The organism is Mycobacterium barrassiae (assembly GCF_025822765.1).
In the GTDB taxonomy this organism is placed as follows: Bacteria; Actinomycetota; Actinomycetes; order Mycobacteriales; family Mycobacteriaceae; genus Mycobacterium; species Mycobacterium barrassiae.
In genome coordinates this window covers 1-24,813 of the sequence record NZ_JACKUK010000005.1, presented here as the reverse complement: position 1 = coordinate 24,813, position 24,813 = coordinate 1, and the positions used below count along the sequence as shown (strand labels likewise).

Sequence of the window (24,813 nt, the reverse complement as noted above, 5' to 3'; positions counted from 1 at the left end):
CTTTGCTCGAGTGACTTTGACGGGTCTCTCGAAGAATCACGCGATGACCTTCAATCACTCGGCTACGACACGCCGGCGCTACTGATCAGGTCCGACTCGTACACCACTCTGCTGGACGCAACCCCAGGCCAGTCGGTAGTGGGGTCAGAATGGGGTCATATGACCCCATGGGCGGACCTATCGGTTTAGGCCAATTCATAGCGACCATCCCTTTCTGGTTTCACCGTGCCGTTTTCCAGCAGGGTGTCGAAGACGGGGTCGAAGTCGTCCCGCAGGGAGGACGTCACCGCCTTCGCCAATTCCCGGCGAGTTGCACGACCCACACGCTGAAGCTTGCTCAGGATGGCTTTAGTGACTCGGCGATGCCGGTGGTCAGTCAGCCTGTCGTTGATGATCAGTTGACGATCCGCCATCTCGCCGGCACGTGCTGCGTTGGCCTTCTTCTTGCGGTCGGCCAGTGTCGCGAAGAGTCCTGCACGCACGCGGTTGGAAATGCCAATCAACTGACCGGCGATCCTCCAGTCGTCGTCGGTGATGTGCTTGCGTCCTTCGAGCAGCGCCAGGCCGAAGCCGACCTTGAGTCGCGTCAACATCAGATGGCCATCGAGCGGGTCGACGTCGTCGTTGCCGACAACAACAAGATGGCGATGCTGTCTAATCGCGCTGCGAGCTGAGGCCGGAATCCTCACCAAGTACGGCGACCCCGGGATGGGTGATGGAAAGGACGTCGGCACCGCAACCCTGGCCGGAGGGACCGGTTCGCAATGGTCGTCACTCGGCGGCGGAGCGTAGGGATCGACGGTAGGCAACCACAGGAACCGCTGGGGCAGGCCATCCTTCTCCCGACTCATGAAGACGTCAGCGTTCTCGGGCTGCGCCCCCACGCCGAGGCACAGCCGGTAGAGGTGCGCGGGCACGAAGGATGTGGTTTCCCTGCGCGCGTTGGTGAACCCCAGCGCCTGGCCCATGTAGGCCTTTAACAGTTCCCCGATGACTGTGGCGCCCTGCCGGGCGGCAATCGCGCCCAGGGTGCCGATCTCGGGCACGGTGAGGTTGATTCGAGTTGGCACCTCGTCGTCATCGCCCGTCGGCCGCAGGGCTTTGGCCAAGCCCTCGCCGGTGCCAATGCCCACCGCCGCGGGCGGGTCTTCGATCACTTCGTCGTCGCTGTCGACGAACACGACCGCGGCGTTCGCGACGCCGTTGGCGGCGTCCTTGCCCTGACCGGACCGCCCGACGCTCACCGTGAAAAGGTTGACCGATGCGGCGTCACCGACGGTCGGCGGTAGCTGTACCGATGGCGGCGTGAGGGTGATGGCGCGTCGCAGTACAGCACCGAGAACTGCGTACGGTGCCACGCTTCGGCTGCGGGCAAAATCCCTAATGTGGGTGAGAATTTCGCGCTGTTCCCAGAAGGCGGCGTCGGCCTCCGCCGAATCTGCTTCCGGGGTGCTCGCCACCAACGCGGCCGCACCTTGGGTGAAACGCAGGAACTCCGCCTCAGCGACAACCTGCGGGCGTGAGTCTGCAACCGCCGCTACGTAAGTCATGAAGAGGCGGTCGAGTGCACCCGGTACGCCGACATGCCCCGAAGACCGCATGCGCATCATCGCGAGGACGTGGTCGCGGGTGGTGTCATAACGGCTGCCGGCGCCTTCGGTCAGGTCAGCGCAGGCGCGTTCCACACGTCGGCCGACGGCGCGATCGGGTTCACCGTCATCCTGCATCGCAATGAGTTGCTCGTAGAGCTCTTCATTGATCTTCCGGCGTCGATCCGCTGACTTGTCCGGAGAGGAACCATCGAAGACCGTGTCGCGCACAGCATCCTTGCTCAGCGCCTCGATCCACGCTTGGGGCAAGTCCGGTAGATCATCAACCTGCGGAACCTCGCCCGCCGGCATCAGGTGCTCGTCGGCGTCGTACCAACGGTATTGCTGCGAGTTCTTCGGGTTGATGGAAGGCCATGCAACGACGAACCGGTGATGCGGCTGGATGATCTCGATGTCACCGATGCCGAGGTCGTCGAACTTGATGACGCCGCGGAATAACGTTCCCTTGGGGACCTTGAACAACCGAATACCGCTGATCGAATCATCGCTCCGGGCGCTGCTCCGGTAGGTAGGCGGCAGCTGACCCCATCGGCTCTCGGCTTCCTTCAGCGTTCGACCGCCGTTCTTCGCGTCGTAATTGTCGACGTCAATGCCGACGAGTCCGTAGTTGATGCGCAGCATCAGGTTCGCGTCGGCGGGCCTGTTGAGAATCCACTCCGCGGTCTCATCGTCCGTCGGCCACGAACCGTCATGTCCGGTGTAGCCCTTCATCGGCGGGAACTTCTTGCCTGGCGGAAGGGGCAGGACCCCGAGCCATCCGGCGTTTCGATACAGCGGCGCACCTACCCGGAAGACACCCGCTCGGGTAGTGTTGTCTGCAGCCTGTGCACTTGGCTCATTGGTCGCCTGGGCGTTGTCCGCGCCGGGGCGACCGTCGTTCATGGTCATGCTTGCAGCCGCTCCTCAATAATTTCGGCATCCTTCACGCCGTCGACTTTGGTAAGCCGATCCATATATCCCTCAAGGGATTCGGACGTGATGAACCCGCGACGCCCAATGTTGACCTTCAAAATTTCGCCGCGTTTGACGAGTTCGTAGACGGTGGTATGGCCGATCCCCCCGAGGAGCTGTCGCGCCTCGGGAATCGGAATCAGACGCTTGCTTGCTGTTGCCATTGCTGTACCTCTGTTCTTCCGTGCATGTCCGCCAGCGATCTGGCGGTTAATGTTAGGATGCATGGTTAAGTACCAGGAAAACAAAGTTTCCAGTGCGTACTTTTCGGGAGGTTTTTAGTGACGGGTCAGAGCATGATCGGACCGATTCAGGTCCAATTCCGATCGCAGGGGCACCGCGTGATGATGTCCACCTCCGGCGACCAGGAGACTGTCAAGCGAATAGCCGACGAAACCGAGTTGCTTGAAAACGTCGAGGTGCCGCGTTCGATCGAACTCACCACATCAGGTGGTGCAGACCCAGACATGTACGTGCGGGTCGAGCTGCGCGACGGCTCGCCGGTCCTCACCGAATTGTCGTGGAAGTCGGGGCCGGGTCAGAGCGACATACAACAGAAGCACCTGCGCCAGACCACGATCGCCAAGCTGGTCACCGATCTCGTCGTCAGCACCATGAGAACCACCGACATGGTTCCCGTCGATGAGGCCCCGGAGGTCACTGCCCGGCGACAGTCCAAAGCGTCGGCACGCCGGTTCGTCGACCGCCAGCAATTGCCTCGTGCGCGTCGGGTCATGACCCAGGAGTTTCTGCAGGAGGTGGCCAAGGTGTACCGGGAGAACATCGACGGCAAGCCGACCAAAGCCGTCGAGAAGACGTTCGGGGTTAGTTACCGCATGGCAGGCAAGTACGTCGAAGAGGCACGACGGCGCGGATACCTGTCCAAGACGGTGCGCGGACAGAAGAAGGCATAAGAAGGTACAAATCATGGCCAACGCCAACGGTGAAGGCAGCATTTACAAGCGAATGCGCGATGGTAAGCAGACCGGCTACATCGGCGCCTTGAGTTACACAGACGAGGCCGGAAATACGAAGCGCCACACCGTTTATGGCAAGACCCGTCGCGAGGTTTCCGACAAGATGAAGGTCGCTCGGGCTCGGCTGGAGGACGGTGCCGCGGTGAAGGACTCGCGACGCACGGTCGCCGACTGGATGGCGCATTGGCGAGCAACCACATTGGCTGCGTCCGATCGCAAAGCCTCGACTCGGGAGTTGTACGGCAATCTCAGCCGTCGGCACCTGGAGACGGGTGACTTCGGTGAAATTCGCCTCGATCAGCTCAAGCCCTCCGACATCGAGGCGCTGATCCTGACCATGCGCGGCAAGACCAAACCCGCCAAGGTTACCGGCGCCGATCCCGTACGTGCGCTGTCAGACGCAACGATCAGGCAGATCTACACCGTGCTACGTGCGGGCCTCGATGGCGCCGTCCGCGACGGTCTGCTGGCGAGGAACCCGGCGGCGGCGGTAAAGCGTCCTGGAGTAGCGCGTAAGGAAGCCCATCACGTCAACACGGTCAACGTGACCAACCTCCTGCAGTGCGCCGACGGCCTGCGCTACCGCAACGTTCTGTTGCTCATCGCGGGAACCGGCTTGCGCCGAGGAGAGGCGCTTGCGTTGCATTGGTCCGATGTCGACCTGGAGTCCAAAATGGCGACGGTGCGCGGCACCCTCGGGCGCGTCGGCGGCAAGTTGATCATCACTGAGCCGAAGACAGATAGGTCACGTCGATCGGTGCCATTGTCCGCTCCCCTCGTCGCCATGCTTCGTACACACCGCGCCGAACAAGACTCTGAACGTCATGCGGCGCGAGACCAGTGGCAGGACAACGACTTGGTGTTCGCCACCGAGTCGGGCACACCCGTCGACCCGCGCAACGTCTTGAGGACGATTCAGATTGCCGCACAAAAAGCGGGCATGGGCGGCGTCGGTGTTCACACCCTGCGCCATTCGGCAGCTGTGGCGTGGCTCGAAGGTCAGGTTCACATCAAGGCCGTTGCCGATCTGCTCGGGCACTCATCAATCGCCGTTACCGGAGATATCTACGGCCACACCTCCGACACCACCGCGCGAAATGCAGTCGATGCGCTGGCCGAGGCGCTCGGCATACACGACACCTGACAGTGCCGTTGCTATCCGCGTTGCTATCCAGCATGATTTCAACGCAATCGAGGCGGTTTCGAATCTATCCGAAACCGCCTCTGAACTGCTCTAACTCTGGTCGGGCTGACAGGATTTGAACCTGCGACCACTTGACCCCCAGTCAAGTGCGCTACCAAACTGCGCCACAGCCCGCGGTGCCGCTGGGATCGCCAGCGGCAGCACGTGAGCCTACCGCAGACCGTGGTCGTCTTTCTAAACGGTCACCAACCGCCACAGTCCGATAAGGCCGACCACGACGATCGCGGCGCGCAGCGCGTTCGGCGACAGGCGCCGCCCGTAGTGCGCGCCCAGGAACCCGCCGATCAACGACCCCACCGCGATCAGCCCCGCCGCCAGCCAGCTGATCCGGTCGAACGCCACGACGGTGTACGCCACTGCCGCAACGATGTTCACCACCAGCGACAGCAGATTCTTGGCCGCGTTCATCCGCTGCATCTCCTCGGGAAGCAACGCGCCCATCGCAGCAATCAGCATGATCCCCTGCGCCGCGGTGAAGTATCCGCCGTAGACCCCGATCGCGAACGTCAGGAAGACCAGCACCGCCATCCTCCGCGGCGACACGTGCTCCGCCGACCGGCCGGCCTCCTCTGCCCGCCGCCGCGCCCACTCCTGAATCCGCGGCCCGATCACCACCAGCACCAGCGCAAGAATCAGAAGTACCGGCACGACCTGCGCGAACACCTTCTCCGGCAGATGCAGCAGCAGCCATGCACCCAGACCCGCCCCGACGAACGACGCCGGCAGCTGCCATCTCAGCCGCTTCCACTGACCGCGCAGCTCACGGCGGTAGCCCCAGGTTCCCGATGCGCTTCCCGCGACCAGTCCGACCGCGTTGGACATCGTCGAGGTCACCGGCGGATACCCCAGCGCGACCAGGGTGGGAAAGGTGATGAGGGTGCCTGATCCGACGACCGCGTTGATCGCGCCGGCCCCCACGCCCGCCAGGGCAATCAGGATCATGTCGATGACGGGCACTAGAGCGAGCCTACTGCCCGGCGATTTGTGTGCATCCAGGAGCGCTCAGCGCGCGTGAATGCACACAAATCGCCGGGGCTAGCGGGAGCGTGACCCGCGCTTCTCCCGCACCCGGACGTTGATCCGGATCGGGCTGCCCTCGAAGCCGAACGTCTCCCGCAGCCGCCGCTCCAGGAAGCGCCGATAGCCCGCCTCGAGGAATCCCGTGGTGAACAGCACGAATGTCGGCGGCCGCGCGGTCGCCTGCGTCGCGAACAGGATCCGCGGCTGCTTACCGCCGCGCACCGGCGGCGGCGTCGCGGCGACGATCTCCTTGAAGAACGTGTTCAGCCGGCCCGTCGGTACCCGGGTGTCCCACGATTCGAGCGCCGTCTCCAGCGCGGGCACCAACTTCTGCACCGCCCTGCCGGTCTTCGCCGAGATGTTCACCCGCGGCGCCCACTGAAGCTGCGCCAGCTCCCGGTCGATCTCGCGATCCAGAAGATAGCGACGGTCTTCGTCGACCAGATCCCATTTGTTGAACGCCAGTACCAATGCCCGGCCGGCCTCGATCACCATCGACAGCACCCGCTGGTCCTGCTCGGTCAGCGGCACCGACGCGTCGATCAACACGATCGCGACCTCCGCGGAGTCGATCGCGCCGTGCGTACGCACCGAGGCGTAGAACTCGTGCCCACTGGCCTGTCCCACCTTGCGTCGCAATCCGGCCGTGTCGACGAAACGCCAGACCTTGCCGTCCATCTCGATCAGCGAGTCGACCGGGTCCACGGTCGTGCCCGCGACGTCATGCACCACCGAACGTTCCTCTGCGGCAAGCCGATTCAACAACGAGCTCTTGCCGACGTTCGGCTTGCCGACGAGTGCGACGCGTCGCGGCCCGCCACCGCCCGAACCCATCTCCGACACCGTCGGCAGCACGTCGATCAGCTTGTCGAGCAAGTCGGCCACCCCGCGGCCGTGCATCGCGCTGATCGGGTGCGGCTCCCCCAGCCCCAGCGACCACAGTTCGGCGGCCTCCGCTTCACCGCGCTCGGTGTCAACCTTGTTGGCCGCCAGGAACACCGGCTTGCCGGACCGCTGCAGCAGCTTCGCCGCCGCCTCGTCGGCCGCCGTCGCCCCGACGACCGCGTCGACCACGAGAATGATCGCGTCGGCGGTACGCATCGCCACCGACGCCTGCTCGGCCACCAGCTGTTGCAGCCCCTTGGCGTCGGGCTCCCATCCGCCGGTGTCCTGCACGACGAATCGTCGTCCCAACCAGTTCGCGTCGTAGGACACTCGGTCCCGCGTCACGCCGGGAACGTCCTGCACGACGGCCTCGCGTCGGCCCAGAATCCGGTTGACCAGCGTTGACTTACCGACGTTTGGCCGCCCGACCACCGCCACGACCGGTGGCGGCGCCGCGGCCTCCTCGATGGCCTCCGCGACGTCCTCGGCCCCGAGTTCCCAGTCGCTCTCGTAGGACCAGGTGCCGTCCGAATCCGACGTGCTCACCTCGACGCTCCGGCGCGCTCCCGGACCAGCTCCGTCAGGTGCGCAATCACCTCGGACTCGGTCATATCACTGGTGTCGACCACCACCGCGTCGTCAGCGGCGCGCAACGGCGAGACCGCACGTGTGGAATCGAGATGGTCCCGTCGCTTCACATCGGCCAGCACCGCCTCATAGGCATCCTCGCGGCCGGCGGCGACGTTCTGGTCGTTGCGCCGCCGCGCCCGCTCTTCGGCCGACGCCGTGAGGAAGATCTTCAGATCCGCGTCGGGCAACACGACTGTGCCGATGTCGCGGCCTTCGACCACGACGCTGCCCGGCCCCGCCGCCAACTCGCGCTGCAGCCCGACCAGCCGCGCCCGCACCGCCGGTACCGCCGACACCGCGGACACCGCCTTGGTCACCTCGTCGCCACGGATCTCGAGCGAAACGTCTTCTGCGTCAAGGTAAGCCTTGTCCTCGTCGGGGTCGTAGCCCACCGACAGCGGGACGTTCTCGGCTGCGGCCTCGATCGCCGGTGTATCCGTCAGATCGACACCGGCCCGCACCACCGCCAGCGTGACGATGCGGTACATCGCACCGGTATCGAGATAGCGTGCACCCAGCTCACGCGCCAAACCCCTTGACACCGAGGACTTTCCGGTGCCAGCGGGGCCGTCGACCGCGATCACCAACGGCGAGCTCACATTCCCACCGCCTTGTACAACGCGCCCAGCTCCTTCTGACTCAGCACCCGGATGCTGCCAGGCCGCTGATCCCCCAACGACACCGCCCCGATGTCGGTGCGCACCAACTCTTTCACCGGGAACCCGACCGCGGCCAGCATCCGCCGCACGATCCGCTTCCGACCCTCGTGCAACGTCACCCGCACCAGCGTTTTACCCGGCACGGTATCCACCACCGCGAAATCGTCGACACGCGCGGGTCCGTCGTCCAGTTCAATACCCGTGCGCAGCTTGCGACCCAACCCGCGCGGCACTGTGCCCAGCACCGTCGCCAGATACGTCTTGGGCACTTCGTACGACGGATGCATCAGGCGGTGTGCCAGTTCACCGTCGTTGGTCAACAACATCAGTCCTTCGGTGTCGGCGTCCAGACGTCCGACGTGAAACAGCTTCTTGTTCCCCCGCACTCGATGTTCGACGAGGTCCCCAATACACGGGCGACCACGATCGTCCGACATAGTCGAGTGCATACCCTTCGGCTTGTTGATCGCCAGGTGCACAAGGGTGTCGTCGACGGTGATCCTGGCGCCGTCGACACGAATCACCGAGACATCTGGATCCACCCGCGTACCCAGCTCGGTCACCACCTGGTCGTCGACCTCCACCCGACCGTCGAGGATCATCTTCTCGGCGACCCGGCGCGACGCAATCCCGGCCTGCGACAACACTTTCTGCAGTCGCACACCCTCGGAATCAGCCATCCGAATCTTGGTCCACATCGAACGAGATCGGCGTCTCCGAAGCGGGAGCGCCGCTGAGCTTCATGAAACGGGGTTCTTCGCTGAGTGATTCGCTCAGATCGTCGATCACGTCGACGTCGGGCAGCAGCGGTGCGATGTCGGGAAGATCGGCCAACGAAGTCAACCCAAGCCGCTCGAGGAACAGCTCGGTGGTCGCGAACGTCACTGCACCGGAGTCGGGATCGACGCCGGCCTCGGTGATCAACCCGCGTGCGAGCAGCGTACGCATGACCGCGTCGACGTTGACGCCGCGCACAGCGCTGACCCGCGCCCGCGTGACGGGCTGGCGGTAGGCCACCACGGCCAGCGTCTCGAGCGCGGCGCGCGTCAGTTTGGAGCGCGCACCGTCGAGCAAGAGGCGCTCCACGTACGGCGCGAACCGCGCCCTGGTGTACATCCGCCAGCCGCCGCCGGCCTCGCGCAGATCGATACCGCTGTCCCGGGCGGCGAGCTCCTCGGCCATCAGGGCCAGCTTGGCCCCGACGCGGTAGGCGGGCTGCTGGGTCGCGGCGGCGAGCTGCTCGACCGTCACCGGCGTATCGACCACCAGCAGCAGCGCCTCGAGGACCGACCCGAGCTCGTCATCGTCGAGCTCCGGCTCGTTGGCGACATCGATACCCAGCCCGAGATCTGCGTCGAGATCCGCGGGCTCGTCGAAGCCGCTCGAGGTCTCCGGTGGCGTCTCGGCCGGGATGTCGGTCGAGACGTCGGTCGGAGTGTCATCCGTCATATTGGTCTTCTTCCACCGCCAGGTGTTGAGGGGTAGGCCGTTCGCCGGTCCACGAAATCTGGAGCGCACCAAGCGGTTCTGGTTGTTCGAATGCTACTGCCCTGGCCCGGTAGAGCTCGAGCAGCGCCAGGAACCGGCCGACGATCTCGATCGGTGCCTGGCAGTCGGCCACCAGGTCGCGGAACGATGCCCATTGGCCGATCCCGCGACTTTCCAACAACGCCATCAGATTACCGATCTGCTCGGTCACCGACACCGGCGCCTCGTGGAGGTGCTCGGTCGCGACGGTCGGCACCGGCCGCGGGGTGAAGGCCGCCGCCGCGATCTGGGCGAACGTCTCGGCGTCGACGCCGATCATCACCTCCGGCAGCAGCTCCTGGTAGCGCTCCTCCAGCGCCACCGACCGGGGATAGCTGCGCAGCGCCGCGGCCTCGAGCTCGGCGAACATCTCGGCGACGTGCTTGAACGCGCGGTACTGCAGCAGCCGGGCGAACAGCAGGTCGCGCACCTCGAGCAGCGCGAGATCCTCCTCGTCGTGCACCTCTCCGGCAGGCAGCAGTCGGGCCGCCTTGAGGTCCAGCAGCGTGGCGGCGACCACCAGGAACGTGGTCGTCTCGTCGAGTTCGAGCTGCGGGCCGATCGCCTTGGTGTACGCGATGAAGTCGTCGGTGACCTGGTGCAGAGCCACCTCGGTGACGTCGAGCCGGTGCGCGAAGATCAGCTGCAGCAACAGGTCGAAGGGCCCCTCGAAATTGGCCAGCCGAACCTGGAAACCCGTCTGCTGCGACTGGTCCGAATTCGATGTCGCCGGATCGGCGGGTCCTGCCGTAGTCACCGCCCCGGTCACGCGCCGAACCGGTCGATGACCTCGCGCGCCAACGACCGATACGCTTCGGCACCAACGGATTTCGGTGCCCACGAGGTGATCGGCTCGCCGGCGACGCTGGTCTCGGGGAAGCGCACCGTCCGGGTGATGACGGTGTCGAACACCAGGTCGCCGAACCGCTCTAGGACTCGCGCCATCACTTCGCGGGAGTTCACGGTGCGGGGGTCGTAACGGGTGATGAGGATGCCGCCGATGGACAGCTTCGGGTTGAGCCGGTCGTGCACCTTGTCGACGGTATCGGTCAGCAGTGCGAGGCCGCGCAGCGAGAAGAACTCACACTCGGTGGGGATGATCACCACGTCGCTGCAGGCCAGCCCGTTCACGGTGAGCAGGCCCAGCGACGGCTGGCAGTCGATCAGGACGTAGTCGTAGCGGTCGAGCACCGGGTACAGCGCGCGGGCCAGCGACTGTTCGCGGCCCACCTCGTTGACCAGCTGGATCTCAGCGGCCGACAGGTCGATGTTGCTCGGTACCAGGTCCAGGTTCTTGACCCGGGTGCTGATGAGCACCTCATCGATCGACGCCCGCGGTTCGACCAGCAGGTTGTGGACGGTGTGCTCGAGCTCGTAGTGCGGCACGCCGAGGCCCGCCGACAGCGCACCCTGCGGATCGAGGTCGACCATCAGGACGCGGCGGCCGTATTCGGCCAGGCTGGCGCCCAGGTTGATGGTCGAGGTGGTCTTGCCGACCCCGCCCTTCTGGTTGCACATCGCGATGACCTTGGCAGGGCCGTGCGTCGTCTTGGGTTCGGGTATGGGAATGGTTCGCGGCGGACGGCCGGTCAAGCCGATCTCGGCGGCTTCGCCGGCGTCGGTCATGCCAGACCTTCGCTGGTCAGGCAACAAACGGTCATGGCGAACATCCGGGCAAGTTTAACGGGAGGTGACTGCCTGGTCTGCCAGACCCGCGGGCAACTTTTCGTTGATGCCCCCGGGGGTCGGCCTAGGCTGGCAGACATGAGCCTCAAGCAGCGCATCCCGTTCCTGCGCTGGTCATTCTTGCGGCTGGCGATCGGGAATCGCAACATCACCAGGACCGGCCAGATCGGTGACGGCCGAGAGGCAGCCGCTGCCGAATATGTGGTGGCCAACGCCCGTCAGGGTGACCTCGACGACGTGATCGCCAAGATCGACCAGTTCGCCTACGGGAAGTCGTTCCTGATCAACATCGGCGACGAGAAGGGCGAACTGCTGGACGCCGCCGTGCGACGCGCCACCCCGAAGCTGGCACTCGAGCTGGGCACCTACTGCGGCTACGGCGCGCTGCGGATCGCCCGCGCGGCGCCCGGGGCCCGGGTGTTCTCCGTCGAACTGGCTGACGCCAACGCCGAAGTGGCGCAGCGCATCTGGACCCATGCCGGAGTCGCCGACAGGGTGACGTGTGTGGTCGGCACCATCGGTGACGGCGGCAGGACGCTCGATACGCTGGCCAACGAGCACGGCTTCACCCCCGGGACCCTCGACCTGCTGTTCATCGACCACGACAAGTCCGCCTACCTGCCAGACCTGCAATCCATCCTGGACCGTGGGTGGCTGCACCGGGGATCCATCGTGGTCGCCGACAACATGCTCATCCCCGGCTCCCCCAAATACCGCGAGTACATGCGCGAGCAGCAGGGCAAGCTCTTCGACACCGTCGAGCACCGGGCGCACGGCGAGTATCAGACGCTGGCACCCGACCTCGTGCTCGAGTCGGAATACCTCGGCGACTGACCCCGCCTCAGCCGCGAGCAGACGCGAAGCCCCCCAGAATTGGGCGATTTAGGGGGAGTTTGCGTCTGCTCGCGAGGGATGGTCGGGCCCCGCCCTCACTGCGCCCGCGGATGGGCCCCGGCCCAGACCTCTCGCAGCGCGCTGACGGTGACCATCGTGTAGATCTGCGTCGTGGTGACCGACGCGTGGCCGAGCAGTTCCTGGACGACGCGGACGTCGGCGCCGCCGTCGAGCAGATGCGTGGCGAACGAATGGCGCAGCACGTGCGGCGACACCGCCGAGGTGATACCCGCACGTTCGGCCGCGTCCTGCAGCACCTGCCACGCACTCTGTCGCGACAGCCGTCCGCCCCTGGCGTTCAGGAAGATCGCCGGGGTGCCGCGGCCACGGCGCGCCAGGTCGGGCCGCCCGCGCACGAAGTAGGCGTCCAGCGCGGCGACCGCCGGCCGCCCGACTGGCACCAGCCGCTGCTTCCCGCCCTTGCCCCGCAGCAGCACCGACCGCGCCTGGGTGTCGATGTCGTCGACGTCGAGGCCGACGGCTTCCGAGATCCGCGCTCCCGTCGAATAGAGCAGTTCCAGCAGCGCCCGGTTGCGTAGCGTGAGCGGCCCGTCGGCCTCACTGTCGCCGCCCGCCCCGTCCAGCAGCGCGAGCACCTCGTCAATGGTCAGGCTCTTCGGCAACCGTCTGCTCGGGGTCGGGGGTTTCACCGCCGACGCGACGTTGACAGTGGTCAGCCCCTCCGCCTCCGCGAACCGGTGCAGCCCTCGCACCGCGATCAACGCGCGCGCCGCCGATACCGCCGACAGCGGAGCCGCCCCGACGTCGGGATCACCGCGGCGCAGGGCGACCAGGAAGTCGCTGACGTCGCCCTCGGTCACCTTGGTGAGGTCGTCGATGCCACGCAGAGCGAGGTGTTCGGAGTAGCGCCGCAGGTCACGTCGATACGAGCTCAGGGTGTTGGCCGCGACGCCCCGCTCGATGGTGAGGTGGTCGAGGTAGCCCTGGAGTTGGTCGTCGAGAGCTGACCGGAACGTCGTCATCCGTGACCCTTCCGGCGCGCGAAGGATGTCGACCTATCGATCCACGGCGCGTCGACGGATCGCAGCGACGCGTGGTCGTCGACGGCGTGCGCCGCCAGGATCCCCGCCACCGCAATCGAATTGACGATCTCACCCGCGAACACCATCTGAACCGCTTCATCGAGCGCGACCCGTCGCAATGTGAGGTCGGCCTCTTCGTCGTGACCGTCGGGCCGGTCGACGTCGGTCAGTCCGGTGGCCAGATACACCCGCACGCTTTCGTCGCTGAAGCCCGGCGCGGTGTCGAGGTCGACGAGCACGCGCCACTCGGCAGCGGCGAGACCCGCTTCTTCCTTCAATTCGCGGGCCGCGCTGAGATGGGGGGCCTCGCCGTCGAGATCAAGCAGGCCGGCGGGCAGTTCCAACAGTCTGCGGCCGAACGGGTGCCGGTACTGGTAGACCATCACGACGTTCCGGTCGTCGTCCAACGCGAGAATGGCTACCGCACCATAGTTTTCGACGACATCCCGTTTCGCCACGTTTCCGTGCGGCATGCGCACGTCATCGACGCGCAATGCGAAAATGTTTCCGATATAGACCGTTTCGGACGCGACCGTCTCGAAATCGTGTTCAGCCACGAGCTTCGGATTTTTGCAGCTCGGCCCCGTGCAGCTGTTGAGCGACATCGTCCGAGTGTGCCGACCCGTTGGCGTGCTCCGGAATGTCCATGCCGGGCAGCCGTTCCTCCGCCTTGTAGCCCAGCGCCGCGCCGACGAACGCGACGAACAGCGGGTGCGGGCGCGTCGGCCTGCTCTTCAACTCCGGGTGCGCCTGGGTGCCGACGATGAACGGATGCACATCCGGCGAGTACTCGACGAACTCGACGAGGTGGCCGTCCGGCGACGTCCCGCTGAACCGCAGCCCGCTCTCGGAGATGCGGTCTCGGTAGGAGTTGTTCACCTCATAGCGATGGCGGTGCCGCTCGGACACCTGCGTGGCACCGTAGGCCTGCGCCACAATCGAATTCGGCTCCAGTACCGCCGGATAGGCGCCCAGTCGCATAGTGCCGCCGAGGTCGGCTTCTCCCGCGACGGCATCGCGCTGATCAGCCATCGTCGAAATGACCGGATCGGGCGTCGACGGGTCGAACTCCGCCGAGTTGGCCTCGCTCAGCCCCACCGAGCGCGCCGCCTCGATGACGATGCACTGCAATCCCAGACACAGCCCGAAGACGGGCAAACCGCGTTTCCGTGCGTAGCGGATGGCGCCGATCTTGCCCTCGATGCCGCGGATACCGAACCCGCCGGGAATCAAGATGCCGTGGACGTCGGCCAGCGCGGCCGCCGCCCCGCTGTCGGTCTCGCAGTCGTCGGAGGCCACCCACCGCATCTCGACCTTGGCGCGATGCTTGAACCCGCCCGCCCGCAGCGCCTCCGCGACCGAGAGGTATGCGTCGGAGAGGTCGATGTACTTGCCCACCAGGGCAATTCGCACGGTCTCCTGGGGGTCGTGCACACGCTGCAGCAGATCGTTCCACTGCGTCCAGTCGACGTCGCGGAACGGCAGGTTGAGCCGGCGCACCACATAGGCGTCCAGTTCCTCGCGGTGCAGAACCTTGGGGATGTCGTAGATCGACGGCGCGTCCGGGGTGGAGATCACCCCGTCGATGTCCACGTCGCACATCAGCGCGATCTTGTTCTTCAACGGTTCGGGCACGTCGCGGTCGCAGCGCAGGATCAACGCGTCGGGAGTGATACCGATGCTGCGCAGCGCGGCCACCGAGTGCTGCGTCGGCTTGGTCTTCAGTTCGCCCGACGGCGCCATGTAGGGCACCAGCGAGCAGTGCAGGAAGAAACAGTTCTCCCGGCCGACCTCGTGCCGGACCTGTCGGGCGGCCTCCAGGAAGGGCAGCGACTCGATGTCGCCGACGGTGCCGCCGATCTCGGTGATTACCACGTCGGGACGGGCGCCCGCGGCGTCGGGTTCGGCCATCGCGAGGATGCGTCGCTTGATCTCGTCGGTGATGTGCGGGATGACCTGCACTGTGTCGCCGAGGTACTCGCCGCGACGCTCCTTGGCGATCACGGTCGAATACACCTGCCCGGTGGTGACATTCGCCGACGCGGACAGGTTGCGGTCGAGGAACCGTTCGTAGTGGCCGACGTCAAGGTCGGTCTCGGCGCCGTCCTCGGTGACGAACACCTCACCGTGCTGGAACGGGTTCATGGTTCCGGGGTCGACGTTGAGGTAGGGGTCCAGCTTCTGCATGGTCACTTGGAGGCCGCGCGCCGTGAGCAACTGTCCGAGGCTGGATGCGGTGAGCCCCTTCCCGAGGGAAGAAACCACGCCACCCGTTACGAAGAGGTGCTTGGTGGGGGCCTGCGGGTGCTTGCGTAGAGCTGGCAAGAGCAACCTCCGTGACGACGCGGCAGGGGCTCGCTGTCAATAGCTGGGGCCTGCCGACCCACGGAACCCCACCCTAACACCGACGCCGACAAGCCGTCGCTGACGCGCCGCCGTGAATCATTGCGGGACGGTTACCGATGCCGCGCCCTTGCCGATGCCGTACTGGCCGGGCTTGCCGCCGGCGGCCAGGTCGCTCAGGGCCAGCACCGAGGTGAGCCGGCCGGATTCCGAGTCGACGTCGTCGACGGTGCTGATGACGGTGCTCAACGCCGAGTCCGACCTCGTCACGGCCACCGCTGCGGTACCGGACGACGACCCGTCGCGCCCGACCAGCACCGTGCCGGAGCCGTGCGGCGCCATGCCCGCCGCGAACCTGGCGACCGTCGCCCCCTGGTTACCCGCGTCCTCTTTCAGTGCTCCGCCTGTCACGATCAGTGCGGTGTTGGCCGGGCCGATGCGCTGGTTGCCGTAGGTGATGAAGCCCGTGTCGCGCAGCGTCGACAGAACGGTCTCGCGCTGCGCGTCGTCGACGGGCGCGACCTTCGGGTCCTTATCGGTCAGCAGGGTGATGCCCAACAGATCACCGGCCTGGGAGCCCTGATCCACCGAGGTGGTGCTCAACTGTTTACCCGCGGGCACGATCGGCGAGTTGACCACCGAGAGCAGCTTCGCCGCCGAATGGGCGTCCACGAACTCTCGCGTCAGATCCACTGTGCCGGTGACCGTTCCGCCGGCTTGTGCGACCAGGCGCGCCAACGCGTCGACGTCGTCGTCTGCCGCATCCGGCGTGCGGAACACCACGACCGACTTTCCGTCCAGCGCTCCCCGCAGGATCCGCGGCGCCATCATGGCATCGAATTCCCCTGCAGCACTCAGCTTTTCGTTGAGCAGGTTCTTGTCGTCGGTGAGCGTGTCGATCTGCTCCTGCAACTCGTGCTTGTCGTCACGCAGACCGGAGAGCACGGTGTTGGACAGCAGGCCCGACCCGAGGGCGACCCCGATGGCCAACGCGAGAAACACCGCCGCGAGTGAAATCGCGTGTGAGCGCAGGGAAATCATTGTCGCCCCCTAGGTGACCCAGCTCTGGACCCAGAGCGAGAAACGGTTCCAGTAGTCGACGACCCAGTCCACCAACGTCGCGTCGACTCGCGAGACCCACAGCGCGACGATCACCGCGACCAGCATGGCGAGCACCAACAGGGCGATGGCGCCCCCGGAGACCCGGCTGCGATACAGCGTGGCGACGGCCTTCGCGTCGACCAGCTTCTCGCCGACCTTCAGCCGGGTGAGGAAGGTCGACGGGTTGCTCTGTTGGCGCGACCGGTCGAAGAACTCCTCGATGGTCGCGGTGTGGCCCGCGGTCACGATCAGCGACGCGCCGTGATGATCGCAGAGCAGCAGCGCCAGGTCGGCGGCCGATCCGGCGGCCGGGAAGGTCATGGCCCCGACTCCGAGGTCCTGGATCCGCTCGAGTCCTGCGGCGTGCCCGTCGGCGTCGGCGGGCAGCACGACCTGCGCACCGCATCGCAGCGCGTCGGCGCTGATCCGGTCGGGGTCCCCGACGATGAGCTGGGGGCGGTAGCCGGCCTTGCGCAGCACGTCGGCGCCGGTGCCGACACCCACCAGCACCGGCTGGTACTCCTTGATGAACGGCTTGAGCGCCTTCAGGTCGGCGGCCGAACTCGGTTCGTCGGCGACGATGACGACGTGGCGACGGCTCATGTCCACGTCGATGTCCGGGATGCCGATGCCGTCGATCAGCAGCGGGCTCTCACTGCGGATGAACTCGATCGTGTTGCCCGCGAACGCCTCCAGATGTGCCACCAGCCCGCTCTTGGCCTCGTGCATCAGCTCATGGATCTCGTGGTCGGTCCGCTCGGCGCCCTGGATCAGCAGCCGGTCGCCGGAGTAGACGCCGCCTTCGTAGAGCCGCACCCGGGCGCCGTCCTTGACCTTTTTGAACACCTCGGCACCGGTGTCGTCGATCAGGGTGACGCCGTTGGCGACGAGGACCTCGGGACCCAGGTTGGGGTATCGGCCGGAGATCGACGGCGACGCGTTCACGACCGCCGTGACGCCGGATTCGACGAGCGCGTCGGCCGTGATCCGGTCGAGGTCGAGCGCGTCGATGACGACGACGTCGCCGGGATTGATGCGGCGCAGCAGCCGGTCCATGTCGCGGTCGACCCGGGCGGTGCCGGTGATGCCCGGGCGAGAGCTGGCATTACGGGATAGCAGCGCTGACATCTTCATGCGGCGATTCTGTCGATAGGCACGCGCTGTCTGTCGGAGGCGCGCCGTAACATGCGCCTCAGAAGTAGACTTTTGTCACAACTGCAACACGATCACGCATAGCTTTCGAACAGTTCGACGAGGTTCCCCGCCGGGTCCGGAACGAGCGCCTGGCGCCCGCCTCTGCCGGTGATCACCTCGCCCCGCAGGTCTGCGCCGGCCTTACGAACGTCGGCGACAGCCTTGTCGAGATCGTCCACCTGCAGCTGAAATCGGTTCCAGCCACCGGGTTCTGGCCGGCTGCCATCGGCGAGAGTCTGGCCGGCGCCACCCCCGCCGCCCGGGGAGTTCAGCAGCAGCCGCAACTCTTCGCGGCGCAGCATCGCGAACCCCGGCCCGGGCCGCATGGCCACCTCGAACTGGAAAACGGATGTGTAGAAGTCCATCGCAGCATCGACATCGTCGACGATGTAGCGAACGCTGATGTTGGTCATCTTTGCACCTCCTAGGCATTATGATACAGATATGTCCCAAAAAAGACAGCCCGATCCCCGGGTCAATCACTCCCGGAAGGTGATCTGCCGTGCTGCCCTCGACGAGTTCGCGAGTGCGGGATACGCCGGCTTTCGGATGGAGTCGGTGGCGGCGCGGGCGGGTGTCGGGCGCAGCACGCTGTACCGGCACTGGCCGGACAGGACCGCGCTGCTCGCCGATGCGCTGGAGACGCTCAACGTGCAACCGAACCCGGACCGCGAACTCGAGTCCGGCACGGCCCGGGAACGGGTCGAGTTGCTGCTGCGCCATCTCGCCCGCGCGCTCACCGACTCGCCCGTGGCGGCGTGTGTCCCCGCCCTGATTCACGGGTCAGAACACGATCCCGCCATCCGCGGCTTCTTTCACCGCTACTCGGCGCAACGGCGCCGGCGTCTGACCGCCACCATCGCCGCGGGCGTCGACTCCGGGGAGTTTCCGGCACACGTCGACGCCGAAGCCGCGTCCGTGGCGTTGTCGGGTGCGGTGTTCTATCGACGGCTGATGACAGCCGACGGCATCGACGATGCCTTCATCGCCTCCGCGATCGACACCGTTCTGGGGAATGACTAGTCGCTGGCCCGTTCTCTTGCTGTGCCGCGTCGAGGAGTTCCCGTGCGTGCGCGCGGCCGCTGTCGGATTCCCCGAGCCCGGCGAGCATGCGGGCGAGCTCGGCGACGCGCTCGTCGTCGTCGAGGCGACGGACGCCACTGGCCTTGCCCCGTCCGCCGCTGTCGACCATGAGATGACTGTCGGCGTAGGCGGCGACCTGGGGCAGGTGGGTGACGACGATGACCTGATGCGTCCGGGCCAGCCGGGCCAGCCTGCGGCCGATCTGCACCGCCGCGCGGCCCCCGACCCCCGCATCGACCTCGTCGAAGACCATCGTCGTTCCCTCGGTCGAGACAGCCAGCACGACCTCGAGCGCGAGCATGACGCGCGACAGCTCACCGCCGGACGCGCTCTTGTTCAGCGGCAGCACATCGATGCCGCGGTGCGCGGCGAAGCCGAACTCGACGGCGTCGACACCGAACTGGCCGGCGTGGACGGTCACGCCCGGCGATACCGTCAGCGGTGCGGCGTCGTCGACGCGTGCGGCCAGCGGCGCCACGGAAACAGTGAACTCGGCATCGGCCATCGCCAGACCGGACAGTTCGGCGGTCACCGCCTTCGCCAACCCCTTGGCCGCCTTGGTCCGCGCCTTGGTGAGGTCGTTGGCCGCTCCCACGACTTCGTCGTGAAGACGCGCGACCTGGCGCTCCAGATCGGCAAGGGCTTCCTCGGAGACGTCGAGCTGTGCCAGTCGGTCGCGCGCCTGCTGCGCCCATTCCAGGACACCGTCGATGTCGGCGGCGTATTTGCGTGTCAGGGTGCGCAGCTCGCTCTGGCGCAACAGCTTTGTCTCGAGAGTGCTCGCATCGCTGGGCAGTGCGGCAAGGTATTCGCCGAGTTCGCTTGCCACATCGCCGATCACGACCAGCGCACCGTCGAGCTGTGCGGCCAGCGAGCGCAGTGCAGTGTCGTCGGTGGCTTCCATCGCCGACTTCGCCTGTCCCACACTGCCGATCGCCGATACGGCTTCGGGCGACGCGTCGTCGACGCCCGCCAGCGCGGCGCGCGCGATATGCGCTGCGTCGCGCACGGCGTCCAGTTCCGACATGCGCTGGATATCGGCGACGAGCGCCTGGTCCTCGCCGGCCTGCGGTGCGACGGCGTCGATCTCGTTCAGTCCGAACTTGAGCCGGTCGGCTTCCTGCGCGAGTTCGCGGGCCCGCTGTGTGCGGTCGACGAGGTCACGCCGCGCCGCCAGCCACTCCTCGCGCAGCTTCTGGTACCGCTTCAGTTGCTTCTCGATATCGACGAACCGGTCCAGTGCCGCACGCTGCTCATCGGGCCGCATCAACCGGAGCTGATCATTCTGGCCGTGCAGGGTGAGCAGTTCAGTGGTGAAGGTGGCCAACGACTTTGCGGGCACACTGCGCCCGCCGAGGAACGCCCGCGAGGGTCCGTCGCGCGCCACGGACCGTGCGGCGATGACGCTGCCGTCGTCGTCGCGCTCGGCTCCCGACGAATCGAGGATCTCCTCTATCTGGGCGGTGACGTCCTCCCCCAGTTCGCTGGTCGTGAACCGGCCCTCGACGACCGCGCGCTCGGCACCCGAGCGCACCCGCGTGGCGTCGGCGCGTGCACCGCCGAGCAGGTGCAGACCCGTGACCACCATGGTCTTGCCCGTGCCGGTCTCGCCAGTCAGCACGGTGAGACCTCGGTCGAATTCTGCGGTCGCCGTGCTGATCGCGCCCAGCGACTCGATACGGATCTCGGCTAGCACTACTGTCCGCGCCACCCCGTGACCGGCAACCGGAACTTGCGCACCAGACGGTCGGTGAACGGTGCGCTGTCCAGTCGCACCCACTTCAGCGGCGTACCGCACCGGGTCACTTCCAGCCGACCGCCGGCGGGCACCACCATCTCGCGCCGACCGTCGCAGAACACCAGCGCGTCGTGACCACTGGCTTCGACCTCGATGGCGATGGAGGCGTTGGGGCTGGTGACCATCGGACGCGCGAACAGTGCGTGAGCGTTGTTGGGCACCACCAGGATTGCCTCGAGATCGGGCCAGACGATCGGCCCGCCCGCCGAGAACGCCCACGCCGTCGATCCGGTCGGCGTCGCGACGAGTACGCCGTCGCAGCCGAACGAGGAGACGGGACGACCGTCGACCTCCAGCACCGCGCCGAGTACTCCCAGCCGCGGACCCTTCTCGAGGCTGGCCTCGTTGAGCGCCCAGCCGCGGTCGATGATCTCGCCCTCGGCGCGCACCACGACGTCGAGAGTCATCCGCTCCTCGACGCGGTAGTCCCGCTTCACAATATGATCGAGCACGGAGTCGATGGAGTCCGCCTCAGCTTCGGCGAGGAAGCCAATACGACCCAGATTCACGCCGAGGACGGGGATTTCGACGTTGCGGGCCAGTTCGGCCCCGCGCAGGAAGCTGCCGTCGCCGCCGAGCACAAGCACGAGTTCGCAACCTTCGGCGGCCCGCTCCTCGGCGTCGACGATCTCGACTCCGGCTCCGAGGCCGGGTATCTCGTCGGGCAACAGGTGCGCAGGCGCGCGATCGACGGCCTCAGCGGACAGCACTCGCAGCCCGATCCCGTTGTCGCCGCACACCTTCTGCACGCGGCGCGCCACGTCGGTGGCGTCGTCACGGCCGGCGTGCAGCACCAGCAGGATGTTGCGCTCGGCGCTCATTGCGGACCCTCCGAAACAGCTTGGCGCACTGCGTGTTCGAGTGCCTCTCCGTGCAGCGGGTGGTCGGTTCGTGACCGCAGTCGTAGGAAGTACTCGACATTGCCGGACGGACCGGGCAACGGGCTGGCGGTGACGGCGACCGTGTGCCACTGCAGTTCGGCGGCGCGTCGGGCGACGGCGAGCACCGCTTCGGCGCGCAATTGCGGATCAGAGACGACGCCACCGGCGCCCACCCGATCCTTGCCGACCTCGAATTGCGGTTTCACCATGGGAACGATATCGGCGTCGGCATCCGCACACGACGTCAGCGCCGGCAGCACCGTGGACAGCGAGATGAACGACAGGTCGGCCACCACGAGGTCGGCCGGGCCGCCGATGGCGTCGGGCGTCAGTGACCGCACGTTGGTCCGCTCCATCACGGTGACGCGCGGGTCGTTGCGCAGCGACCACGCCAGCTGGCCGTATCCGACGTCGACGGCGACGACCTCGCGGGCCCCGCGCTCGAGCAGCACCTCGGTGAACCCGCCGGTCGAGGCGCCCGCATCCAGGCACCGGCGGCCGTCGACCGCCAAGCCGAATCCGTCGAGTGCCCCCATCAACTTGTGTGCCCCCCGCGATACCCAGTCGCGTTCGTCGGCCTCGTCGACGGTCAACCTGGCACTGACCGCGACTGCAGTCGCGGGTTTGGCAGCAGGCATGCCGTCGATGCTGACCCGCCCCGCCCCGATCAGCTCGGCGGCCTGCTGGCGGGAGCGGGCCAGCCCGCGTCGCACCAGTTCGGCGTCAACACGTGCCCGCCGCGCCACGCGCGGTCACCCCTTCTCGACCGACTCGAGCGCTCGAACGAGCAGTTCGTGCGCCTCCTCGAGCCGCGCGGCGATGACGTCGATCTGGGAGTCGGCCAGTTGGTCGAAACCGGAGCCCTCCTGCGCGGGGTCCGGCAGCTCAGCCAGCAACTCCGCGATCTGGGCGCGAATCTGGTCCGGGTCGGTACTCATGTCGTTGTTCACGCTAGCGGATTCGGCTGGGTGAGTAGGGACCACGGCGCCATGGCCTGTCGCGCGGTGTCGTCGCCCGCGGAAATGGTGAATGGGCGGCCGTCGAGGTTCGCCTGCCAGACGGCGCTTGCGGTGGCGCGGACCACCGAGAGCGGGTCCCCGGTGTCCCGGCCCGTGGCGTGAACGGTCACCTCGGACGGGCCGATCTCGATGTGCCAGCCCGGGTGCGGCCCGACACGAAGGATGTCTGCGCGAGCGTAGAGCGAGCGCAGATCGGCCGCGAGGTAGTCGGGGCGCTCCAACTCGGCCGCCCGGACCAGGTCCTGCGCCGTGCTGACGCCGGTCAACACCATGAGGCTCGGTAAGCCGGCGGCGTTGGCTCCGGCGATATCGGTGTCGAGGCGGTCGCCGACCACCAGCGGCGCCTGGAATGTGCCGCGGGCCAGGGCGTCGTTCATCAACGTCGGGTGCGGCTTGCCTGCGACCTGCGGTTCCTGGTTGGTGGCCGCCCGCAGTGCCGCGACCATCGACCCGTTGCCGGGCAGCAGGCCGCGCTCGGAAGGCAAGGTCAGGTCGACGTTGGCCGCGACCCAGAGGGCGCCGTTTCGGATCGCCAGCGCCGCCTCGGCGAGGTCGGGCCAGCCGGTCTGCGGGGAGTGTCCCTGGACGACGGCCGCCGGTCCGTCGGACCACTGCCGCACCGGTTTCAGTCCCACCCCGCGAACCTCGGCTGCCAACGCCTCGGTGCCGACGATGAGAACCGCTGCACCGGGGGGTAATTGGGCTGCCAGCAGGTTTGCCGCGCTCTGCGCGCTGGTGACGACGTCGTCGGGCTCGGCGGCAAAGCCCAGCTCATGGAGATGCTGGGCTACCTCCTCCGGGCTGCGGGACGCGTTGTTGGTGACGTACAGGGTGCGGGAGTCGACGGTGGACAGTGTCTCGACCGCGCCTTCGGTGGCTTCGTGCCCGCGGAAGACGGTGCCGTCGAGGTCAAGCAGCAGGCAATCATGTTCCTGCACAAGGACACTCACGTCAGCTCAGCTCCGTGATCCGGTCCTCGGCGTCCGTCACTCCCTCGAGATCCGCGGCGGCGGCGTTGATGAACCACTGCAGCGCCTCCTGGTTGCGCCCGAGCGCCAGCAGCGTCTCGGCGTAGACGTAGAAGAGTCGCGCGGCGGTCTCACCGCGTCGGGTCTTGTCCAATTGCGGGGTCGACAGAATCGCGATGGCCTGCTCGTACTGGCCGAGGTCCGAGCGCGCGCCCGCCGCGACGATACGCATCTCGTCGGCGTCGTCGCCGGTCAACTCGGCGGCCTCCGGACTGCGGGCCAACTCGATCGCCCGTTCCGGACGACCGACACCGCGTTCGCAGTCGGCGATGAGCGGAAGCAGCGCCGATCTGCTGCCCATGCGGCGGGCGGCGCGCAGTTCGGCGAGGGCCTGTGCCCAGTCGCCGGCGTGGTAGGCGGCGATCCCGACGGCTTCGCGGACCGCGGCGATGCGACCGGAGCGGGCGCGGGCCGCGCGGGCGTGCGCCAATGCGGCTTCGGGATCCTCGTCGAGAAGCAGGCCGGCGGCCACCAGATGCCGTGCCACCGTATCGGCGGTGGCACGGTCCAAAGTCGTGAGTTCGCCGCGGATCTCGGGCGCCAACTGCTTGGCTTCGATGTCGGCCGGGATGGCCGGGCCGTCCTGGAGTGCCGGCTGTTCGTCGACTTTCGGCTGGGCGCGGCGGGCCCGGTTGGGACCCGACGTCCGCGGCGCCTGACGCCGGGGACCGCGCCCGCGGTTGTCGCGGTTTCCGTCTTGGACCACGTATGCCTTTCTACCCGATCCCGGCACAATTGAGAATTCGGCTCAGAATTGAATACCGCGAATTCGGTCAAGAATTGTCGGAAATAGAATCACAATTTGTGTTCGGCGGTGTCCTACTTTTCCACCCGTGTTGGGTAGTATCATCGGCGCTGGCAGGCTTAGCTTCCGGGTTCGGGATGGGTCCGGGCGTTTCCCTGCCGCTATGGACCGCCGTAACTTTGTTCACTTGTCAAAGTGACCCACGCTGGGTGGGAATCCTTTCGAGCACGTGCCCCATGGTGTGTTTTTGGTGGTGGGGTGGGTGTCGTGATGGTTGCGGATAGGTGTGTGGTTGCGAGGTTGGTTGTGTGTAAGTTTTCGGCCGGTTAGTGCCAGTTCCCTGAACACCTTGCGGTGCGTGTAGGTCTGGTCTATCGATCCCGTGGTCTGCGGGGGGCCTTATCCCACTGAAATGGGTGAGAAGCCTGGTCTTGGAGGGGGTTTCCCGCTTAGATGCTTTCAGCGGTTATCCTGTCCGAACGTGGCTATCCAGCGGTGCCCCTGGTGGGACAACTGGTGGACCAGAGGTTCGTCC

Annotated in this window: 25 protein-coding genes, 1 tRNA gene and 2 rRNA genes; 4 read left to right on the top strand and 24 right to left on the bottom strand. The window is 66.6% G+C overall.

The annotated features are described in order from the left end of the window. Positions 1 to 185 precede the first annotated feature (185 nt). Both H7J93_RS00380 and H7J93_RS00375 read right to left on the bottom strand, forming a co-directional pair. Positions 186 to 2,492 (bottom strand): bifunctional DNA primase/polymerase, encoded by a 2,307-nt coding sequence (locus tag H7J93_RS00380; RefSeq protein WP_372507743.1) that lies wholly within the window; start codon positions 2,490 to 2,492, stop codon positions 186 to 188. Between the two features lie 2 nt (positions 2,493 to 2,494). Continuing rightward, entirely contained in the window at positions 2,495 to 2,725 is a 231-nt protein-coding gene (locus H7J93_RS00375) for a helix-turn-helix transcriptional regulator (protein ID WP_267304340.1), read from the bottom strand. 132 nt (positions 2,726 to 2,857) lie between these two features. Here H7J93_RS00375 and H7J93_RS00370 point away from each other — a divergent pair, with 132 nt between their 5' ends. Both H7J93_RS00370 and H7J93_RS00365 read left to right on the top strand, forming a co-directional pair. Beyond that, complete coding sequence (locus tag H7J93_RS00370) at positions 2,858 to 3,475, top strand: HAD family hydrolase (RefSeq protein WP_267304339.1); 618 nt, start codon at positions 2,858 to 2,860, stop codon at positions 3,473 to 3,475. A gap of 13 nt (positions 3,476 to 3,488) precedes the next feature. After that, complete coding sequence (locus H7J93_RS00365) at positions 3,489 to 4,682, top strand: tyrosine-type recombinase/integrase (RefSeq protein ID WP_267304338.1); 1,194 nt, start codon at positions 3,489 to 3,491, stop codon at positions 4,680 to 4,682. A 97-nt stretch (positions 4,683 to 4,779) separates the two neighbouring features. Here H7J93_RS00365 and H7J93_RS00360 read toward each other — a convergent pair. The 8 genes from H7J93_RS00360 to H7J93_RS00325 all read right to left on the bottom strand — a co-directional run bounded on the left by H7J93_RS00360 (position 4,780) and on the right by H7J93_RS00325 (position 11,089). Continuing rightward, positions 4,780 to 4,856 (bottom strand) — tRNA-Pro (locus H7J93_RS00360). A 60-nt stretch (positions 4,857 to 4,916) separates the two neighbouring features. After that, positions 4,917 to 5,684, bottom strand: a complete 768-nt coding sequence (locus H7J93_RS00355; RefSeq protein WP_275989073.1) for a sulfite exporter TauE/SafE family protein — start codon at positions 5,682 to 5,684, stop codon at positions 4,917 to 4,919. A gap of 93 nt (positions 5,685 to 5,777) precedes the next feature. Continuing rightward, positions 5,778 to 7,193, bottom strand: a complete 1,416-nt coding sequence (der, locus tag H7J93_RS00350) for a ribosome biogenesis GTPase Der (RefSeq protein ID WP_267304337.1) — start codon at positions 7,191 to 7,193, stop codon at positions 5,778 to 5,780. Then, entirely contained in the window at positions 7,190 to 7,876 is a 687-nt protein-coding gene (cmk, locus tag H7J93_RS00345) for a (d)CMP kinase (RefSeq protein WP_267304336.1), read from the bottom strand. Before cmk ends, der begins: the two co-directional genes overlap by 4 nt. Continuing rightward, positions 7,873 to 8,616 carry a pseudouridine synthase gene (locus H7J93_RS00340; RefSeq protein WP_267304335.1) on the bottom strand — a complete coding sequence of 248 codons (744 nt, stop codon included), beginning with the start codon at positions 8,614 to 8,616 and terminating at the stop codon, positions 7,873 to 7,875. The genes cmk and H7J93_RS00340 overlap by 4 nt, the downstream gene beginning before the upstream one ends. Continuing rightward, the gene (scpB, locus tag H7J93_RS00335; protein WP_267304334.1) at positions 8,609 to 9,385 is read right to left on the bottom strand and encodes an SMC-Scp complex subunit ScpB; all 777 of its coding nucleotides are present in this window, start codon (positions 9,383 to 9,385) and stop codon (positions 8,609 to 8,611) included. The genes H7J93_RS00340 and scpB overlap by 8 nt, the downstream gene beginning before the upstream one ends. After that, positions 9,375 to 10,220, bottom strand: a complete 846-nt coding sequence (locus H7J93_RS00330) for a segregation/condensation protein A (protein ID WP_267304343.1) — start codon at positions 10,218 to 10,220, stop codon at positions 9,375 to 9,377. The genes scpB and H7J93_RS00330 overlap by 11 nt, the downstream gene beginning before the upstream one ends. Positions 10,221 to 10,228: 8 nt before the next feature. Then, positions 10,229 to 11,089, bottom strand: coding sequence for a ParA family protein (locus H7J93_RS00325; RefSeq protein WP_267304333.1), 861 nt, complete (start codon positions 11,087 to 11,089; stop codon positions 10,229 to 10,231). Positions 11,090 to 11,227: 138 nt separating this feature from the next. On the opposite strand from H7J93_RS00325, the gene H7J93_RS00320 reads away from it, so the two are divergent. Continuing rightward, a complete protein-coding gene (locus H7J93_RS00320) occupies positions 11,228 to 11,983 on the top strand; it encodes an O-methyltransferase (protein ID WP_267304332.1) in 756 nt (251 codons plus the stop codon). Positions 11,984 to 12,078: 95 nt separating this feature from the next. Here H7J93_RS00320 and xerD read toward each other — a convergent pair whose 3' ends face one another. From xerD to H7J93_RS00290, 6 genes are all read right to left on the bottom strand, one after another. Continuing rightward, positions 12,079 to 13,026, bottom strand: a complete 948-nt coding sequence (gene xerD / locus H7J93_RS00315) for a site-specific tyrosine recombinase XerD (protein ID WP_267304331.1) — start codon at positions 13,024 to 13,026, stop codon at positions 12,079 to 12,081. Further along, positions 13,023 to 13,643, bottom strand: a complete 621-nt coding sequence (locus H7J93_RS00310) for an NUDIX domain-containing protein (protein WP_267304330.1) — start codon at positions 13,641 to 13,643, stop codon at positions 13,023 to 13,025. The genes xerD and H7J93_RS00310 overlap by 4 nt, the downstream gene beginning before the upstream one ends. Then, a complete protein-coding gene (gene pyrG, locus H7J93_RS00305; protein WP_267304329.1) occupies positions 13,636 to 15,411 on the bottom strand; it encodes a CTP synthase in 1,776 nt (591 codons plus the stop codon). The genes H7J93_RS00310 and pyrG overlap by 8 nt, the downstream gene beginning before the upstream one ends. A 117-nt stretch (positions 15,412 to 15,528) precedes the next feature. Beyond that, positions 15,529 to 16,470: a copper transporter gene (locus H7J93_RS00300; RefSeq protein WP_267304328.1), complete on the bottom strand. Its 942-nt coding sequence runs from the start codon at positions 16,468 to 16,470 to the stop codon at positions 15,529 to 15,531. Positions 16,471 to 16,479: 9 nt separating this feature from the next. Further along, on the bottom strand, positions 16,480 to 17,664 hold the full coding sequence (gene steA, locus H7J93_RS00295; RefSeq protein ID WP_267304327.1) for a putative cytokinetic ring protein SteA: 1,185 nt from the start codon (positions 17,662 to 17,664) through the stop codon (positions 16,480 to 16,482). A gap of 92 nt (positions 17,665 to 17,756) precedes the next feature. Continuing rightward, positions 17,757 to 18,137 (bottom strand): VOC family protein, encoded by a 381-nt coding sequence (locus H7J93_RS00290; RefSeq protein ID WP_267304326.1) that lies wholly within the window; start codon positions 18,135 to 18,137, stop codon positions 17,757 to 17,759. A 31-nt stretch (positions 18,138 to 18,168) separates the two neighbouring features. Between H7J93_RS00290 and H7J93_RS00285 the strand changes: the two genes are divergently transcribed. Continuing rightward, the gene (locus tag H7J93_RS00285) at positions 18,169 to 18,747 is read left to right on the top strand and encodes a TetR/AcrR family transcriptional regulator (RefSeq protein ID WP_267304325.1); all 579 of its coding nucleotides are present in this window, start codon (positions 18,169 to 18,171) and stop codon (positions 18,745 to 18,747) included. Here H7J93_RS00285 and recN read toward each other — a convergent pair. The 8 genes from recN to H7J93_RS00245 all read right to left on the bottom strand — a co-directional run. Continuing rightward, a complete protein-coding gene (gene recN, locus H7J93_RS00280) occupies positions 18,707 to 20,503 on the bottom strand; it encodes a DNA repair protein RecN (RefSeq protein WP_267304342.1) in 1,797 nt (598 codons plus the stop codon). The two genes, H7J93_RS00285 and recN, sit on opposite strands and share 41 nt — an antisense overlap. After that, positions 20,503 to 21,426, bottom strand: coding sequence for an NAD kinase (locus tag H7J93_RS00275; protein WP_267304324.1), 924 nt, complete (start codon positions 21,424 to 21,426; stop codon positions 20,503 to 20,505). Before H7J93_RS00275 ends, recN begins: the two co-directional genes overlap by 1 nt. Next, positions 21,423 to 22,232, bottom strand: a complete 810-nt coding sequence (locus tag H7J93_RS00270) for a TlyA family RNA methyltransferase (protein ID WP_267304323.1) — start codon at positions 22,230 to 22,232, stop codon at positions 21,423 to 21,425. Before H7J93_RS00270 ends, H7J93_RS00275 begins: the two co-directional genes overlap by 4 nt. Before the next feature lie 6 nt (positions 22,233 to 22,238). Then, complete coding sequence (locus tag H7J93_RS00265) at positions 22,239 to 22,424, bottom strand: hypothetical protein (RefSeq protein WP_083157890.1); 186 nt, start codon at positions 22,422 to 22,424, stop codon at positions 22,239 to 22,241. Positions 22,425 to 22,432: 8 nt separating this feature from the next. Continuing rightward, on the bottom strand, positions 22,433 to 23,455 hold the full coding sequence (locus H7J93_RS00260) for an HAD-IIA family hydrolase (RefSeq protein ID WP_267304322.1): 1,023 nt from the start codon (positions 23,453 to 23,455) through the stop codon (positions 22,433 to 22,435). Between the two features lies 1 nt (position 23,456). After that, the gene (locus tag H7J93_RS00255) at positions 23,457 to 24,239 is read right to left on the bottom strand and encodes a tetratricopeptide repeat protein (protein WP_267304321.1); all 783 of its coding nucleotides are present in this window, start codon (positions 24,237 to 24,239) and stop codon (positions 23,457 to 23,459) included. 100 nt (positions 24,240 to 24,339) lie between these two features. After that, a 5S ribosomal RNA gene (rrf, locus tag H7J93_RS00250) occupies positions 24,340 to 24,454 on the bottom strand. A 130-nt stretch (positions 24,455 to 24,584) separates the two neighbouring features. Next, positions 24,585 to 24,813: ribosomal RNA gene (locus H7J93_RS00245) — 23S ribosomal RNA — on the bottom strand; the annotation flags it as partial.